Source organism: Actinomycetota bacterium (assembly GCA_030776725.1).
Classification (GTDB): Bacteria; Actinomycetota; Nitriliruptoria; order Nitriliruptorales; family JAHWKO01; genus JAHWKW01.
This window is the reverse complement of the sequence record JALYHG010000095.1, coordinates 1-17,246: the sequence shown is the minus strand read 5'-3', so window position 1 is coordinate 17,246 and position 17,246 is coordinate 1. Positions and strand designations below refer to the sequence as shown.

Here is a 17,246-nt window from a genome sequence, read left to right as displayed (position 1 = left end):
CCGCCTTGCGCTCCCGGGGGCTGGGCAGGATCCGCTCGACCGCCTCCACGACCGTGTTCCCGGTGACGACGATGCGGCTGGCCGCGACGGCCTCATCGAGGAGGTTGCGCCGGTTGACCTCGGTCGGAGCGCAACACAGGTCCGCCAGGTGGTCGGTGACGATCCGGTTGTGCTCCTCGGGCATGGCCCGGTCGAAGCTGCGCAGCCCCGCTTCGACGTGCACCAGCGGGATCTGTCCGGCGTTGGCGGCCACCGCCCCGGCCAGCACCGTGTTCGTGTCTCCCTGCACGACGACGGCCGCGGGCGGCTCCGCTGCGAAGTGCTCGTCGAGGCGGCGGATCGCCTCCCCGATCTGGTGTCCGCGGGACTCGCCACCGATGGTCAGCTGCACGTGCGGTCCCGGCAGATCGAGCTCGTCGAGGAAGACCTGGGCCAGTTCGTAGGCGTAGTGCTGACCGGTGTGAACCACCCGTGCGGCTGGGCCCAGCAGGCGGACCACCTCGGCGAGCTTGACGACCTCGGGGCGGGTCCCGAGCACGACCGCGACGCTGCCCGCCGGCAGGCCACGGTGATCAGGGTCGTGGTGATCACCCATCGCTGCCCGATCACGCGAATACGCTGGCGTGCGTCCCCACCGTCTGTCCGAGCGCGCATGCTACGGGTCGTCACGTCGGCACTGCAGGCGCCGCTGCTGGCGCTGATCGCCTACAACACCGTCACCGCGCTGTGGGGGTGGCGGACCCCCCCGCCGCCTGCGCCCGGTCCGCGCCGCCGCCGGTTCCGGGTGGTCGTCCCCGCCCACGATGAGGCGGGCGTGATCGAAGGCGTGCTCCGCGACCTCGCGGCGCAGGACTACCCGCAGGAGCGGTACCGCACCGTGGTGATCGCCGACCGTTGCAGCGACGCCACCGCGACCGTGGCCGCCGGCTACGCGGACGTGACCGAGCGCCGTGCCGGCGCGCCCGGGAAGGGCCCTGCCATCGCCGATCACCTCGCCACCGACCCCCTCGCAGACGACGAGGCGCTGATCATCATCGATGCCGACAACCGCGTCCCGCCGGGACTGCTGTCACGGTTCGCCGACGAGCTCGCCGCCGGTCACGACGTCCTGCAGGCGTACCTGGACGTCGACAACCCGGACGCGTCGATGCTGGCGATGGCATCCGCGATCACCTACTGGGCGAGCAACCGCACGGTGCAGCTCGCCCGGCGCAACCTCGGCTGGTCGGCGGACCTCGGCGGAACCGGGACGTGTCTCACCGCCGACGCGCTGGCGGCAGCCGGTGGGTTCGGCGCGTCGCTGACCGAGGACCAGGAGCTCGCCGCCCGTCTGGTCCTGGCGGGGCGTCGCGTGACCTGGGTCCACGACCTCCGCGTCCGGGACCAGAAGCCGACCGCCCTGGCGGTGACCATGCGCCAGCGCAGCCGCTGGATGTCGGGGAAGCGTGAGGTGGGGCGTCGCTACGCCGCCGCGCTGGTCCGTCGGGGACTGGCCGACCGGTCGCTCGGTCCGATCGACGTCGCCGTCCGGCTGCTGCAGCCCGGTCGTTCGTTCGTGGCGCTGGTCAGCGCCGTCCTGGCCGTCGCCGCCGCCAACGAGCGATGCCCGCTTCCGCGGCGGCTGTGGGGCGGAGCGGCCGCCGTCCAGTTCGCGTTGCCGCTGCCGTTCCTGTGGCGGGACGGTGTCCCCGCCCGCTACCTCGCCCGGTACCCCGTCGTGACGGTCCTGGCGGCGCTGTGGGTCCCGATCCGGGCGCTCAGCCGCCGCACCGACCGCTGGTACCACACGCCCCACCACGGGCGGAGCGCCACCTGATCGTTCAAGTGACCGCTCGCCCGAGCCGAAGACGAGGAGAACACCGGGGCTCGAGGCCCCTGGTCCACCCACGCATCGACGATCACACGGGGAGGAGTCATGCGTCTGCGCAGGCTGATCGCCGCCGCGGCGGTCACCGCCAGCGTGACCGTCGCCGTCCCGGCAGCAGCGGCCAACCCGGCGACTCCCGCCGGCGGGTACGTCTACGGCGGGATGTACACCGGTGACTTCTGGAACCACGCCGACCAGCTCAACCGCGCCGGCGCGTGGGCGGGGCGGAAGCTGACCTTCTCGGGGATGTTCCACGACCTCACCGAGGACCCCGGCGCGACCGCCCACCTGTTCGAGCAGGGCTGGGCGGCCCAAGCCACCCCGTTCGCCAACGTGAAGGTCGAGGCGTCGGCGGCCCGGATCGCCAGCGGAGAGTTCGACGGGGCGATCAACCGCTGGCGCGACACGGTCAAGCGGTGGCTTGACCAGGGCGGCGGACGCTCGGCGATCATCGCCCCGCTGCAGGAGATGAACGGCAGCTGGACCCCGTGGGGCTGTGACCCAGCCAGCTTCAAGGCCGCCTACCGTCGTATCGTCGGGGCGTTCCGTGCCGCCGGCATCAACGAGACGAAGGTCCGCTGGGCGTACGCGCCCAACGGCTGGTCGGACCCCAAGTGCGGCGGCCACAAGCTCGCCAGCTACTACCCCGGCGACGACGTCGTCGACCTCATCGCGATCTCCGGGTACAACTACGGCCCGAAGGGCTACGACGGCTGGGAGAGCCCGGCGCAGGTCTTCGGCCCCTACCTCAACGAACTTCGGACGTTCGCGGCGCACAAGCCGTTCATGATCGCCCAGACCGGCGTCGCGCCGCAGGGCGGCGACCGCGACCAGTGGCTCCGCGACGCCTACGCGTTCCTCGCCGCCGACCCCAACGCCGTGGGGATCGTCTACTTCAACATCGACAAGACGTCTTGGGGCGGCAACGAGTGGGACTGGCGGATCTGGTTCGGCGACCGCGGCATCGCCGGTTTCCGTGACGCCATGACCTCGGTCCACACCGCGTACGCCTGGCCGCTGCGGAGCTGGTTCCGACCCGGGCCACTGCGGTTCGGTCCCGTCGAGCGGGTGTACGGCACCAACCGGATCCTGACAGCCGTCGCCCTGTCCGGTCGGACCTACGGCACCGCTCCCGCCGTCGTCGTCGCGCCCGAGCACGTCTACGGCCCGGCGCTTCTGGGTGGCCCGCTCGCGGCGAAGCTCGGCGGTCCGGTCCTGCTGACGTCGCCCCACGGCCTCAACGACGAGACGCTGGCCGAGATCCGGCGGCTGGGCGCCGGGACGGCGTACGTGGTCGGCTCCACGGCCGACATCTCTGCGGCGGTCGACCAGCGTCTGACCGCGGCGGGCGTCGCGACCCACCGCGTCGGCGGGGGCAACGTCTTCGACGTGGCCCGCAACGTCGCGCACCTGGTCGGCGGGCACGACGCCTACGTCGTGGAGGGCCACAACCCCGACCCGCGTCGCGGCTGGCCCGACGCCATCGCGGTCTCGGGTCTGGCGGCCGCCCAGCGTCGTCCGATCCTGTTCGTGGAGGCCAACCGCCTCCCCGACGAGACCCGGCTAGCGATCCGTGAACTGCGGTTGCAGCGTGCGACGATCGTGGGCGGGACCGCAGCGGTCTCCGACGCGGTCGCACACGCCATCGCAGCGGAGAACGTGGGCGTGGCGCGGGTCAAAGGCACCACGCGGTACGAGACGTCCCGCGCGGTGGCGGACGTGTCGACGCAGGCGGGGTTGCGGGCCTCGCGGACCTACCTGGCCACCGGGGAGAAGTTCCCTGACGCGCTGGCTGCCGGCCCGGTCGTCGCCGCCGACGGCGGCGTGCTGCTGCTGGTCAGCGGCGGGAACATGGAAGGATCCTCGCAGACCCGGGACTGGCTCCGCGCGCACCGGTTCGAGCGGGTGCGCCTGGTGGGCGGTCGAGCGGTGATCACCGAGCACGTCGAAGGGGAAGCGCTCGGCGTGGTGTCCGACTAGGGGAGCGAGCGGTACGCCTCGACCGTCTCGCCCAGCCCGTCGGTCAACGCGGTTCGCGGCTCGAACCCCAGACCTCGCAGCGCCGTGGTGTCGAGCACGCGGAACGGTGGCCCTGCCGGCTTGGACGGATCGAAGCGCACGTCGAGCGAGGGATCGACGATGTCACGGATCGTCTCCGCCAGCTGGCGGATGCTGACGGGATCCCCGCTGTCGATGTTGTAGACGCCGCCGTTCTCCCCCCGCTCGAGGATGGTCACGACCGCCCGTGCGGCGTCGCGGACGTGGATGAAGCTCCTGATCGCATCGCCGGAGCCCCACACGCAGAGCGTCCCGCCCGGCGCTGCATCGACGGCCTTCTTCACCAACGAGTGCACCACGGTGGAGCGCTCGGGGTCGAACGTCGCTCCGGGCCCGTAGACGTTGGCGAACCTGCCGATCACCACGCGGCCGATGCGCGCCGAGTACCAGCGGGCGATCGCCTCGTCGGTCAGCTTCCCCCACGCGTACCCCGTGGCGCCCGGGTGGCCCGGCTCGATCTTCGGTGCGTCCTCGGTCATCGGGCGTGGCTGGGCGGAGGCGTACACCACCGCGGACGACGCGGCGTACACCGCGCCGACGTTCGCCCGGAACGCAGCGTCGAACACCTGCCGTGTGATCCGGAGGTTGTCGACGAACAGACCGGCGTGGTCGGCCTGCTGCATCTGGATCCCACCGGAGCGAGCGGCGAGGTGCACCACGGCGTCGACGCCTTCGACTGCGCGGTAGACGGTGTCGTCCTCGCCCAGGACCGCCTCCACAACCGCTGCGGGGACGTCGGTCCGGTCGTTGCTGTGTGGCGTGTGCACCACGGTGATGTCGGCGCCTGCCGCGGCCAACACCCGTGTGACGTAGCGCCCGATGAACCCGGTACCACCGGTGACGAGGACCTTCCGCCCCGCCAAGGGTTCCGACACGGCTAGACGTCGATCCCGTACGCCTGGCAGTCCGCGCGGACCATGTCGGCGACGAGCTCCTCGAACGTCATCGTCGTCCCCCAACCGATGGTCTGTCTGGCGCGGGTCGGGTCGCTCTGCAGGTAGTCGACCTCGGCGGGGCGGAACAAGCGCTCGTCGATGACCACGTGGTCGTGCCAGTCGACGTCGACCATCGCGAACGCCAGGTCGAGGAACTCGCGGATGGTGTGGCTCTCACCCGTGCCCACCACCAGATCGAGGGGTTCGTCGTGGACCACCATCATGTGCATGGCACGCACGTAGTCGCGCGCATGGCCCCAGTCGCGTCGCGCGTCGAGGTTGCCCAGGCGCAGTTCCTTGATCTCGCCGGTCAGGATCCGAGGGATGTGGCTGGTGATCTTCCGCGTCACGAACTCCTTGCCCCGCCGCGGGCTCTCGTGGTTGAAGAGGATCCCGTTGCTGGCGTGGAGCCCGTACGCCTCCCGGTAGTTCGCGGTCGCCCAGTAGGCGTACACCTTGGACACGGCGTAGGGGCTACGAGGATGGAAAGGGGTCTCCTCGTTCTGCGGCGGTGGTGCCGCCCCGAACATCTCGCTGCTGGAGGCCTGGTAGAAGCGGATGCTGGGATCGACCTTCCGGATGCTCTCCAGGAGGCGGACGGCACCGAGGCCTGTGATGTCACCGGTCGTGATCGGCATGTCGAACGACGCGCGGACGTGCGACTGCGCTGCCAGGTTGTAGATCTCGTGCGGTTCGATCTCCTCGACCAGACGCAACAACGAGAAGCCGTCTCCGAGGTCAGCCACGTGCAAGTGGACATGCGGCTGCTCACCGATCAGCAGGTGACCGACACGGGTTGCGGCGATGTCACTGGTCGTGGTGCGCACGATGCCGTGGACCTCGTACCCCAGGTCCAACAGGTGTTCGGCCAGGTACGACCCGTCCTGCCCGGTGACTCCCGTGATCAGCGCCCGACGCCCCGCCATGAACGCTCCATCCTCCTCGCGAGGCGGACTGTAGCGGTGCGCTCTCACCGGTCCGGCTGACGCAGGTGCCGCACGGGGCGCGGCCCCGACACCATCCCCACGACCAGTCCGGCCCCGTACGCCAGATGCATGATCACCACAGCCGCCGCGACCCGCGCCGCCCCGGCGAGGGTGTCTGCGCAGCGGGCGGCGACGGTTGCGACGACCAGCACCCACGCCCCGGTGACGGCCGCGAACGGCCACCACACGCCGGCGGCGACCCACACGGCGGCGGTGGTGACCAAACCGACCACCAGCGCGAGCGGGGCGGCGGGACGCCACGACGGCCAGCGCCCGTTGAGCCACAGCAGTTCGCCTTTGCCGCGCCCGTACCGCCAGCTCTGTTGGCCGAACGCCCGTGGCGTCTCGCGCGGGCGGTAGGTGGAGCGGATAGCGGGGTCGAGCAGGATCGTGCGGCCCTCGCGGCGCCAGCGGTGGTACAGGTCGGCGTCCTCGGCGACGCCTGATGGCAGGGCGCGGTACCCGCCGGTGGCCAGGAAGTCGGCGCGGCGGTACGCGCCGAGGTAGACGGTGTCCGCCAGCTGCCGCTCCGACGCGTGGTGGAACCTCCCCGGCCCGATCGCCAGTGGCGAACGCATCACCGCCGCGACGGCCTTCCCGAACGGTGTCGTCCCCAGCGGCAGGAGGTTGCCCCCGACCGCGACGGCGTCGCAGCTCAGCAACGCCTCGACCGAGCGGCGGACGTAATCGGGTGGGTAGGCGGTGTGCCCGTCGGCGCGGACGACGATCTCGCCGGATGCGACCTGCGCTGCCAGGTTCAGGCCGTGGGCCTGGAGCCGGTGGGGATTGTGGACGACGATCAGGTCGGGGAGCCGGTCCTGCCAGGTGGCCAGCCGCTCCAGCGTCCCGTCCGTCGAACCGCCGTCGGCCACGACGATCTGGACACGACCAGGGTGATCCTGGGCGGCCAGCGACGCCAGGACCTCGTCGATGTGGTCGGCCTCGTCCAGGACCGGCAGGAGGACCGAGACCGACCGGCCGGCCGCCGTCGTCTCACCCGAGGTCCGCACGGCCGCGAGCCTACGGCCGGTTCCGCTGCAACCGGACATTCGTCGGTATCCTCCACGCGTGAGGGGGCAACCGGGGAGACCGCGAGTGGCGCAGCGGCAGCGTTCACACCGCCCGACCCGCACCCCGAGGGCCGCGCCGGCGGATCTGCCTCTGCTGACCCGGCTGAACGAGCGCGGGTTCCGGCTGGTGCAGATCGCCGACGCCGTCGCGGTGTTCGCCATCCTGGTGGCCACCAACCTGGTGCGCTTCGGGTGGGAGACGTGGGATCCCGGCCCCGGGGCGACCTACGACCGGGGTGATTACCTTGTGTCGTTCGCGGTGGCCGCCGTCATCCACGTCTCCGTGTACTACTTCGGCGGGTTGTACGAACGCGAACCCCGGCTGGGTTTCCCGCCAGCGCTGCCTCGGGCGGTTCCGCTCACGGTCGTGGCGGTGCTGCTGATCGGTCTGGTGGTCATGGCGACCAGCGGTGCGGGGGTGCGTGTGCTGCCCTTCCCGACCATCAACCTGGGCGTGCTGGCGGTGCTGGGCTCCGTCGCGGTCGCGGCGAACCGGCGTGCGGTGCACCTGCTGCGGCTCAACCGCCAGGGACCACCCCGGGTGCTGCTCGTCGGCGCGCCCGACGAGGTGAACGTCGCCCGACAGCACATCCGCGACGCCAACCACGCCCAACTCGTCGGCTCCACGTCGACCACCGAGGACCTGCTCGAACAGGTGGAGCGACACCGAGCCACCGATGTCGTCCTGCTGTCGGGGCGCTGGCTGGATTCGCTCTACCCGACGCTGCTCAACCGCTTGGAGCGCAAGGGCGTCACCGTCCTGCAACGGGTCACCGCCAAGGACACCCTGTTCGGCCTGCAAGGCGTCCGCGAGGTCGGTGGCATGCCGTTCGTCCTGCTACGCAACCAGACCCTCCCCGTCTCGCGCGCACGGTTCAAGCGGGTCTTCGAGCTGATCCTGCTCGCGGCGCTGTCCCCGGTGTTGCTGGCGGTGTTGGGCGCGGTCGCCGCCTACCAGCTGGTGGTCGTCGGTCGACCGATCCTGTTCTGGCAGGAACGGGTCGGGAAGGACGGCCGACCGTTCCAGATGGTGAAGTTCCGCACCATGCACCCATCCGCCGAGGAGGACGGCGCCCCGCGGCTCGCGACCTACGACGATCCGCGCATCATCTCGGCGTGCCGCTGGGTTCGAGCGATGCGCCTCGACGAGCTACCGCAGCTGTGGAACATCCTCCGCGGCGAGATGTCGCTGGTCGGGCCGCGCCCCGAACGACCGCTGCTGACCGCACAGTTCGAGGAGATCATCCCCGGCTACACGCGCCGCTACGAGATCCCGCCGGGGATCACCGGACTGGCGCAGGTTCACGGCCGGTACGACACCGATCCCGAGTACAAGCTCGGCTACGACCTGCAGTACCTCGTGAACTGGTCACCGGTGCTGGACCTCGAGATCCTGCTGCGGACGGTGTTGGTGGTGATCACCCGCCGGATCTGAAACCTCACCCCGGCAGGCCGGCTTCTCGGAGCACCGCGTCGACGTCCTGCACACCCCGCCCCGTCAGCACCCGACGCAGCCGCTCACGCAGCAGCGGGGCTCCGCAGCGGGGGCAGAAGTTGCTTTCGCGCAGGTCCTGTGGGATCCGCCATCGGCAGTGCGGGCACGCGTCGACCTCCACCCGTTCGTGGACGCCGACGTCTGCGAGCGCGTCGACGTACCCACGCGCGTACTCCCAGGGGACGTACTGGTCGGGCTCCGGTGCGAACGCCGGCTCGTGGACGGGCGTCTCGCCGGTCTCGAGCAGCGCCTCCAGGTTCTCCCGCAGCATCGCCCACGGGTAGAAGTGCTCCTCCTCGCAGTCGCGGCAGAACACCGACACGCCGCGGTAACCCTCCGCCGCGAACGTCTCCTCGAACCTCGACAGGTCCTTGAGATCCTGGCGGACCAGCGCCGATTCGTGCTCGTCGAGCCGAGGCTCCTCGTCGAACTCGTCAGCCATGTGACCAGTCTGGCACCGTGTCGAGTCGGCTGCAGCAGGTCAGATCCGGCCGTCCTCGATCGCGTCGACGATCCACGGGATGACCTCGTCGAGCATGTCGTCGAGGGAGGTGGTCGCCTCCCAGCCCAGCAGCTGACGGGCTTTGTCGACCGCCGGGATACGTTTGGCGACGTCGTGCTCGAACGGCTCGTCCGACACCCAGCGGAACTCCACGTCCGGGCCTTTCAACTTCCGCCAGATCAGCTCCGCCAGCTCCAGCACGGTCGTGGACGCGTCGGTGGACAGGTTGAAGTCGTCGTTGCGCGCCGCGGGATGGGCCATGGCGGTGGCGATGCCACGGGCCAGGTCGCCGCCGTAGGTGTAGTGGCGCACCTGCCGCCCCGATCCCAGGACGTGCAGCGGATCCTGGCCCCGGACGATCTTCTGCACCAGGTCCGGCACCACGTGGCTCATGGCCAGCTTCACGTCCCCGCTGGTGACCTCCACGTCCCCGCGGGCGCGAGCCTCACCGATCCCCACGCAGTTGAACGGCCGCACGATCGTGTACGGCAGCTGGTGTTGGTCCCACGCCGCGCGCGCGAAGTACTCGACCGCCAGCTTCTGGAAGCCGTACGACGACGCCGGCGGCGGGATGTGGCTCTGCTGGCCTTCGTACGACGGCCAGCAGGTGGTCGATTCGAACACCATGGACGACGACAGGTAGGTGACCTTGTCGAGCGGCGCGCCCTCGCGGTGGCGACGGATCGCGGCGTCGCAGGTGGCGGCGATGATCCGCTCGTTGGTGGCCAGCAGGTCGTAGGCGTAGGTGTGGAAGTAGGAGATCCCCCCGATCATGGCCGCCCCGGCGATCAGGTGCTGGCACCCGTCCAGGAGGTCGTACATCAGGTCGGCGTCGCGAGCGTCGCCCTCGACCAGCCGGTAGCGGGGATGATCGTCGTAGGACTTGGTGACCGGGCCGTACTTGGAGTGGTCGTCGAGCCCGACCACCTCGAAGCCGCGCTCGAGCAGCTCGGCGACCACGTACCCGCCGATGAACCCCGACGCGCCGGTCACCAGGACCCGGCTCACCGGGCCGTCCGCTCGGCCTGGGCACGCACCTCCTCGATCGACAGGCGCCGACCGAACGCGAACAGGTACCAGCGCAGGTAGACGGGGATCCACGCAAGCAGCCGGAAGTGCGACACGCCGTGGTCGCGTTCCAGCCAGATCGTGGGGATCTCGGCGACCGGCAAGCGCAGCCGCCGCGCTTTGGCCACGAGCTCCAGGCCGATCTCGAACCCGGAACGGCTGTGGATCCCGACCTGCCGCACGAACTCCCGGCGGTAGGCCTTGAACGAGTTCGTCGCGTCGCGCGTCCCCACCCGCGCGAACCACGCGAGCGTCAACCCGGCCAGCTTGGACAGGAACCCCTTCAGCCACGGCCCACCGACCTGCTGGCCGGCGGGCATGTACCGCGAGGCAGCCGCCACCACCACACCCCGCTCGACCAGGCGCGTGAGGTCGTCGATCTGCAACGGGTCGTCGCTGCCGTCGGCCATGGTCACGACGACCACTCCAGCCGACGCGTGATCGAACCCGAAGCGGATCGCGTTCGCGGGGCCCGGACCGTAGGTGTTCACCGCCGAGGTGACCCGCGGTTCCTTCTCGGCGTAGGCCTCGACCACCTCGACGGTCGGGTCGCTGGGCCGGTCCACGACGACCAGGACCTCGCACGGCAACGTCACGGACTCGAACAGCCGGTCGAGGACGGCGACGATCTCGTCGCCCTCGTCGTAGGCGGGGATCACCACCGACACCCGTGGGCTCACACCCGCACCCCGCGCCCGACGACGTTCCAGATGTCGGCGACCGGGAGGTCGGTCTCCAGCCCGCGGTAGGCGTCGTGCGGGGCGCCCACGATCAGCAGGTCGGAGCGTGCCAGCACCTCGTCCTGCGGGATGAGGTCGTCGTCCACCGTCACGTGCGGATCGGTGGTCAGCACGTCGGCGGCCTTGAACTTCAGGATCCGTTTCAGCTTGTAGCTCAGACTCTCACGGATGTCGTCCGACTCGCCCTTGAACGCCATCCCGAGGATCCCCACCGTCATGGTGGCCAGGTCGAAGCGCTCCTCCAGGCGTGCCACGACGTACAGCGGCAGGCCCTCGTTGACCAGCATCGCGGCGTGCCCCAGCGCGAAGTTGTTGTTGTTGAAAGCGGCGAGCTGCATGGTGTCTTTCAACAGGCACGGCCCGGCCGCGAACCCCGCCGGTGGCACGTCATCGGCGCGCGGGTAGTCGTAGGTCAGCGCCTGGCGTATCCGCTCGAAATCCAACCCGAAATCGTTGGCCATCATGTACAGCTGGTTGGCCGTCGCGAACTTGATGTAGCGCCACACGTTGGTGAACAGCTTGGCGAGCTCGGCCTCCTCTGGCTCGAGGGTGATGATGGTGTCGGTCAGCACCCGGAACAGCTTCTCGGCGCGGGAACGGGCACGGTCGGTCCGACCGGCGATGATCTGTGGCAGCTCGTACAGCTCCATCATCGCGCGGCCCTCAGCGATCCGTTCGGGACAGAACGCCACGTCCGCATCGACGCCGAGGTCACCCAACATGCGCTCGACCATGCCGGTGACCCCCGGGTACACGGTGCTGCGCAACACCACCAGCTGCCCGTCGCGGAGGTGCTGGCTGCACCGGCCCAGTGCCCGCGGGATCGCGTTGGGATCGGGGTTGAGATGCTCGTCGACGGGCGTGCCGATGACGACGACGACGTGCTCGGCGCTCCCCACGGACGCGTCGTCGGTCGTGGCGTGCAGCAGACGATCGCGGTTCGCGCGGCGGAGCGGCTCCTGGGCGCCCGCTTCGGCGAACGGCAACGTGCCGCTGTTGACCGTCGCGACGGCCGCGGCGTCGATGTCGTAGAGCACGGTTCGCAGCCCCCGGTCCGCCAGCGCGATCCCCAGAGGCAGCCCCACGTGGCCGCACCCGCCGATGATCACGACGTCGTTGCTGAAGGACGCCGCGCTGCTCATGGCCCTCCCGTCGTGGCAGACGTGCAGTGTGGCACGCCGGGGCGCCAGCGACCGCATCGGCGGTGACCCTACGCTCGGGCGGACGGCGCGGGAGGGACCGTGCGAGAGGTCGAGATCGGTCCGGGACGCCGGGCTCGGGCCGGGTACGCGTTGGACGACGTGACCCTGGTCCCGTCGCGTCGTAGCCGCAGCGTCGGCCTGGTGGACGTGTCTTGGCAGCTGGACGCCTACCCGTTCGCGCTGCCGGTGCTGTCCGCTCCGGTGGACGCCGTGACCTCACCAGCCACGGCACGGCTGGTCGGCGAGCTCGGCGGCCTGGGTGTGCTGAACCTGCAGGGGCTTTGGACCCGGTACGACGACGCCGAGGACGTGCTGGCCGAGGTCGCGACACTCCGGCCGGGACCGGACGCGACCGAACGGTTGCAGGAGTTGTACGCCGCCCCCGTCCGCGACGACCTGATCGGCCGACGCGTCGAGGAGCTGTCGTCCCACGGCCTGGCAGCTGCGAGCCTGACGCCGCAGCGGGTGGAGCGCTACCACCGGGCCGCGCTGGAAGCCGGGCTCGACCTGTTGGTCGTGCAGGGGGTGGTGGTCACGGCCCAGTACGTGGGACGTGACGGCGAGGAACCCCTCGACCTCAAGGCGTTCACGGCGCGGTACGGCATCCCCGTGCTGGTCGGTGGGGTGGCGTCGGCGAAGTCCGCCCTGCACCTGATGCGCACCGGGGCGGTCGGGGTCCTGGTCGGGGTGGGGGTGGGCAGCGTGTCGACCACCACGGCGGCGCTCGGCGTCGGCCGGCCGCAGGCGACCGCGATCGCCGAGGTCGCTGCGGCCCGCGCTCGCTACCTCGCGGAATCCGGCCGGTACGTGCACGTCATCGCTAGTGGCGGGATCCGTACCGGCGGGGACATCGCCCGGGCGATCGCATGTGGGGCCGACGCGGTGATGCTGGGCCGACCGCTGGCTGCTGCGCGCGAGGCCCCCGGCGGCGGGGCGTACTGGGGCTACTCCGCAGCGCACCACGAGCTGCCCCGCGGTCAGCTGACCCGGGTCCAACCGCTGGGGACGTTGGCGCAGATCCTCACCGGCCCCGCGCACCGCGACGACGGCACGGTCAACCTGGTCGGCGGTCTACGTCGCGCGATGGCCGTCTGCGGGTACGAGGATCTCAGAGGGTTCCAACGCGCCGAGCTGGCGGTGCGGGCGTGATGGGCCAGCTATCCGCCGACGACTTCGACGACGCCAACCGCAGCCACCTGCAGGGCCTGGCCACCTGGGCCCCGGTAGCCTGCGGCCGATGACCGCCCCGTCCGACGAGATCCGCGATACCCGGTTCGACACGGTCCTAGTGGTGGACTTCGGGGCCCAGTACGCGCAGCTGATCGCCCGCCGGGTCCGTGAGGCGCACGTCTACTCCGAGATCGTGTCTCACACCATCACCGCCGACGAGGTCCGCGCCCGGCGCGCCAAGGCGGTGATCCTGTCGGGCGGTCCGGCCAGCGTGTACGCGGAACGGGCGCCCCGGCTGGATCCGCAGGTGTTCGCCATCGGCGTCCCGGTCCTTGGCATCTGTTACGGCCAGCAGCTGATGGCCGACACCCTGGGGGGCACCGTCGCGAGGACCGGCGTCCGCGAGTACGGCCGCCGCGACCTCACCGTCGACGACCCCGGCGTGCTGTTGGATGGCACCCCGCCACGCCAGCCGGTGTGGATGAGCCACGGCGACACGGTCACCGCCGCCCCGCCCGGGTTCCGCGTCACCGCCCGGACCGCCACCGCCCCGGTCGCGGTCTTCGAGGATCCTGACCGCGGCCTGTACGGCGTGCAGTACCACCCGGAGGTGTCCCACACGACCTACGGCCGGGACCTGCTCAAGCGGTTCGTGTACGACGCGGCCGGATGCCGTCCGACCTGGACTCCTCTGAACGTGATCGATCACGCGGTCTCCGCGGTGCGTGCGCAGGTGGGTGACCGTCCGGTGCTGTGTGGCCTGTCGGGCGGAGTGGACTCGGCGGTGGCGGCAGCGCTGGTGCACCGGGCGGTCGGGGACCAGCTGACGTGCGTGTTCGTCGATCACGGGCTGCTCCGCCACGACGAGGGACGCCAGGTGGAGGACACCTTCCGCGGCCACTTCGACGTCAACCTGGTGCACGTCAAGGCTGAGGACCGGTTCCTCGACGCGCTCGCGGGCGTCACCGACCCGGAACGCAAACGCAAGATCATCGGCGAGCAGTTCATCCGGGTGTTCGAGGAGAGCGCCCGTGATCTCGACCTCGGGGATCAGCCGACCGCGCCCAGCAAGAAGTTCCTGGTGCAGGGAACCCTGTACCCGGACGTGATCGAGTCCGGCAGCGACACCGCCGCCACCATCAAGAGCCACCACAACGTGGGGGGGCTCCCCGCCGACCTGGACTTCGAGCTGGTCGAACCGCTGCGCCTGCTGTTCAAGGACGAGGTCCGCCACCTCGGCGAGGAGCTCGGGCTGCCCGAGACGATGGTGTGGCGCCAACCGTTCCCCGGCCCCGGCCTGGCCGTGCGGATCGTCGGTGAGGTCACCCGCGACCGGCTGGGGATCGTCCGCGCCGCCGACCGCATCGTTCTCGAGGAGCTGCGACGCGCAGGGCTGGAACGCCACATCTGGCAGGCGTTCGCGGCACTGCTCACCGTCCGGTCGGTGGGCGTGATGGGCGATGAGCGCACCTACGGACACCCGATCGTTGTCCGTGCGGTGACCTCCGAGGACGCCATGACCGCCGACTGGGCACGCTTGCCCGACGAGGTTCTCGAGCGGATCAGCGGCCGCATCATCGGGGAGGTCGAAGGCGTCAACCGCGTCGTGTACGACATCACCTCCAAGCCGCCCGGCACCATCGAGTGGGAGTAGGCCCCCGGTACCCTCCGCGGCATGCCTGAACCCACCGCGCCGCCGGTCCGCGTCTCCGAGGACCTCATCGCGGACCTCAACCCCGCCCAACGGGAGGCGGTCACCGCCGTCGACGGGCCGGTGCTCTGCATCGCGGGCGCCGGGTCGGGCAAGACCCGCGTCCTGACTCACCGCATCGCCCACCTGATCCGCGACCTCGGCACCGACCCGTTCTCGATCCTGGCGATCACGTTCACGAACAAGGCCGCCGCGGAGATGCGTGACCGGGTCGGTGAGCTGGTCAGCTCCCGACTGTCGGAACGGATGTGGGTCACCACGTTCCACTCGGCGTGTGCACGGATCATGCGCCGCGAAGCGAGGCGGCTGGGGTACACGTCCACGTTCACGATCTACGACCAGGCCGACGCCGTCCGCCTCACCACCCAGGTCATGAAGGACCTCGACGTCGACGAACGGGGGCTCACGCCCCGCGGTGTGCACCACGCCATCAGCGCCGCCAAGGACACGCTCGTCGACTTCGACACCTACGCTGCCCGCGCGAGCGACCACGTCGAGCGGCGCATCGCCGAGGTGTACCGCGAGTACCAGAGCCGGCTGCACCGTTCGAACGCGATGGACTTCGACGATCTGATCGTCAAGACCGTCGAGCTGTTCGAGCTGTTCCCTGACGTCCTCGACCACTACCGGCAGCGGTTCGCCTACCTGCTGGTCGACGAGTACCAGGACACCAACCGGGCGCAGTACCACCTGGTCAACCAGCTCGCCGGCGCTCACCGCAACGTGATGGTGGTGGGCGACAGCGACCAGGGCATCTTCGGCTGGCGGGGCGCGACGATCCGCAACATCCTCGACTTCCAGCGGGACTTCCCCGAGGCGCGCGTCGTCGCGCTCACTCGCAACTACCGCTCGACCCAGACCATCCTCGACGCAGCCAACGCCGTGATCCGCCACAACGAGGTCCGCCACTCCAAGGAACTGTGGACCGAGCGGGACGCCGGGCACAAGGTCGTGCGCTACCACGCGCAGGACGAACGCGACGAGGCCGCGTTCATCGCCGAGGAGGTCGAGCGGCTGGTCGCCGACGGGTACCGCTTCGGCGACGTGGCCGTCTTCTACCGCACCAACGCCCAATCGCGTGTCCTGGAGGAGGTCTTCGTCCGCGTGGGGACGCCGTACCGCGTGGTCGGAGGTGTGCGGTTCTACGAGCGCAAGGAGATCAAGGACATCCTCGCGTACCTGCGGGTGCTGGTGAACCCGGCCGACGACCTGTCCGCCCGGCGTGTGCTCAACGAGCCGCGCCGCGGGATCGGGGCCAAGACCGAGGAGTGGCTCGACCTGCACGCGGCCCGCGAGCGCATCACGTTCCTCGAGGCGTGCCGGCAGGCGCAGGACATCCCCCAGCTCGGTCCGCGTCAGGTCACCGCGGTCACGACGTTCGTGGACATGCTGGACGTGCTGCGGACCCTGGCGGGGGACATGGCGGTCCCGGACCTGATCGAGGAGACCTGGACGCGGACCGGCTACCTGAAGGAGCTGCTGGCCGAGCGCACGGTGGAGGCGCTGGGGCGTGAGGAGAACCTCCGGGAGCTGCAGTCGGTCGCCCGCGAGTACCACGAACGCAGCCCCGACGGTGGTCTGGAGGGGTTCCTCGAGTCGGTGACGTTGGTGACCGACCAGGACGAGCTGCTGGACATCGAGAAGGATCAGGCGGAGCGCGACCAGACCGCGGTGACGTTCATGACCCTGCACACCGCCAAGGGCCTGGAGTACCCGGTGGTGTTCATCACGGGGATGGACGACGGCGTCTTCCCGCACGTCCGGTCGCTGTCGGAACCCGAGCAGCTCGAGGAGGAACGCCGGCTCTGCTACGTGGGCCTGACCCGGGCCAAGGACCGCCTGTACGTGGCGCACGCCGACCACCGCACGCTGTGGGGAGGCACGTCCTACAACCCGCCGTCGCGGTTCCTCTCCGAGCTCCCCGAGCGGGTGGTCGACGTGCGGGGCGGCGAGCAGGGCGGCGCTGCGCGTCGCGTCCGTGACCGCGAGGCGCTCGAGTTCGCCGGGACCCAGTTCCGGGTGGGCGACGCCGTGCGCCACAGTCGCTTCGGACGCGGTCGGATCCTGGAGGTCGCCGGGGAGGGCGAGTCCGCCGAGGCCCTGGTCGACTTCCCCGAGGCCGGCAAGAAGCGTCTACTGCTGCTGTACGCCCCGCTCGTCAAGGAGTAGGTCCCAGCGCGGAGCCCTCCGGCGGTTGTTGCCCTTCCGCTTGTGCCCGTGCATCACGCAGCTGGTCGGACGCGCTTGGACGTGACCCGGCGCTTGACTCGGGCGTTGCCTGTTCGCCCCGGGCGGTCATTGAACGGGCGTCGGCTCGTTCCGGGTTGCGGTGGTCTGCGGGGGCGTGGGGTGGTGGCCGGGGTGGTGGCCGGGGTGGTGGGCCGGGGTGGTGGTCAGGGTGGTGGTCGTTGGTGGGCGGTGCCGTTGGGTGCGGTGAACACC

At 70.5% G+C, this 17,246-nt stretch carries 14 protein-coding genes; 6 read left to right on the top strand and 8 right to left on the bottom strand.

Annotated features, from left to right (window positions below; genetic code table 11):
• A partial coding sequence (locus tag M3N57_04420; protein MDP9021942.1) for a UDP-N-acetylglucosamine 2-epimerase occupies positions 1–595 on the bottom strand: 595 nt, incomplete at its 3' end.
• Positions 596–652: 57 nt separating this feature from the next.
• Here M3N57_04420 and M3N57_04415 point away from each other — a divergent pair.
• On the top strand, positions 653–1,816 hold the full coding sequence (locus tag M3N57_04415; protein MDP9021941.1) for a glycosyltransferase family 2 protein: 1,164 nt from the start codon (positions 653–655) through the stop codon (positions 1,814–1,816).
• Positions 1,817–1,915: 99 nt separating this feature from the next.
• Positions 1,916–3,847 carry a cell wall-binding repeat-containing protein gene (locus M3N57_04410; protein ID MDP9021940.1) on the top strand — a complete coding sequence of 644 codons (1,932 nt, stop codon included), beginning with the start codon at positions 1,916–1,918 and terminating at the stop codon, positions 3,845–3,847.
• On the opposite strand, the gene M3N57_04405 is transcribed toward M3N57_04410, so the two are convergent.
• From M3N57_04405 to M3N57_04395, 3 genes are read right to left on the bottom strand one after another with little or no spacing between them, the layout of a single operon-like run.
• Positions 3,844–4,800: an NAD-dependent epimerase/dehydratase family protein gene (locus M3N57_04405; GenBank protein MDP9021939.1), complete on the bottom strand. Its 957-nt coding sequence runs from the start codon at positions 4,798–4,800 to the stop codon at positions 3,844–3,846. The two genes, M3N57_04410 and M3N57_04405, sit on opposite strands and share 4 nt — an antisense overlap.
• 2 nt (positions 4,801–4,802) lie before the next feature.
• Positions 4,803–5,786, bottom strand: coding sequence for a GDP-mannose 4,6-dehydratase (gene gmd / locus M3N57_04400; GenBank protein ID MDP9021938.1), 984 nt, complete (start codon positions 5,784–5,786; stop codon positions 4,803–4,805).
• Between the two features lie 44 nt (positions 5,787–5,830).
• Positions 5,831–6,856: a glycosyltransferase family 2 protein gene (locus M3N57_04395; GenBank protein MDP9021937.1), complete on the bottom strand. Its 1,026-nt coding sequence runs from the start codon at positions 6,854–6,856 to the stop codon at positions 5,831–5,833.
• Between the two features lie 85 nt (positions 6,857–6,941).
• On the opposite strand from M3N57_04395, the gene M3N57_04390 reads away from it, so the two are divergent.
• Positions 6,942–8,351, top strand: coding sequence for an exopolysaccharide biosynthesis polyprenyl glycosylphosphotransferase (locus tag M3N57_04390; GenBank protein ID MDP9021936.1), 1,410 nt, complete (start codon positions 6,942–6,944; stop codon positions 8,349–8,351).
• A 4-nt stretch (positions 8,352–8,355) separates the two neighbouring features.
• Here the strand turns inward: M3N57_04390 and M3N57_04385 are convergent, their stop codons facing one another.
• The 4 genes from M3N57_04385 to M3N57_04370 are packed head-to-tail and all read right to left on the bottom strand — an operon-like array spanning position 8,356 to position 11,863.
• Positions 8,356–8,853 (bottom strand): DUF5319 domain-containing protein, encoded by a 498-nt coding sequence (locus tag M3N57_04385; GenBank protein ID MDP9021935.1) that lies wholly within the window; start codon positions 8,851–8,853, stop codon positions 8,356–8,358.
• 39 nt (positions 8,854–8,892) lie between these two features.
• Positions 8,893–9,921, bottom strand: a complete 1,029-nt coding sequence (locus M3N57_04380) for an NAD(P)-dependent oxidoreductase (GenBank protein MDP9021934.1) — start codon at positions 9,919–9,921, stop codon at positions 8,893–8,895.
• Complete coding sequence (locus tag M3N57_04375; protein MDP9021933.1) at positions 9,918–10,661, bottom strand: glycosyltransferase family 2 protein; 744 nt, start codon at positions 10,659–10,661, stop codon at positions 9,918–9,920. The genes M3N57_04380 and M3N57_04375 overlap by 4 nt, the downstream gene beginning before the upstream one ends.
• Positions 10,658–11,863 (bottom strand): nucleotide sugar dehydrogenase, encoded by a 1,206-nt coding sequence (locus tag M3N57_04370; GenBank protein ID MDP9021932.1) that lies wholly within the window; start codon positions 11,861–11,863, stop codon positions 10,658–10,660. Before M3N57_04370 ends, M3N57_04375 begins: the two co-directional genes overlap by 4 nt.
• A 99-nt stretch (positions 11,864–11,962) precedes the next feature.
• Here M3N57_04370 and M3N57_04365 point away from each other — a divergent pair, with 99 nt between their 5' ends.
• The 3 genes from M3N57_04365 (at position 11,963) to M3N57_04355 (ending at position 16,973) form a co-directional block, all read left to right on the top strand.
• Positions 11,963–13,072 carry a GuaB3 family IMP dehydrogenase-related protein gene (locus M3N57_04365; GenBank protein ID MDP9021931.1) on the top strand — a complete coding sequence of 370 codons (1,110 nt, stop codon included), beginning with the start codon at positions 11,963–11,965 and terminating at the stop codon, positions 13,070–13,072.
• An 88-nt stretch (positions 13,073–13,160) separates the two neighbouring features.
• Positions 13,161–14,747, top strand: coding sequence for a glutamine-hydrolyzing GMP synthase (gene guaA / locus M3N57_04360; protein ID MDP9021930.1), 1,587 nt, complete (start codon positions 13,161–13,163; stop codon positions 14,745–14,747).
• Positions 14,748–14,768: 21 nt separating this feature from the next.
• Positions 14,769–16,973, top strand: coding sequence for a UvrD-helicase domain-containing protein (locus M3N57_04355; GenBank protein ID MDP9021929.1), 2,205 nt, complete (start codon positions 14,769–14,771; stop codon positions 16,971–16,973).
• The last annotated feature ends 273 nt before the right edge of the window (positions 16,974–17,246 follow it).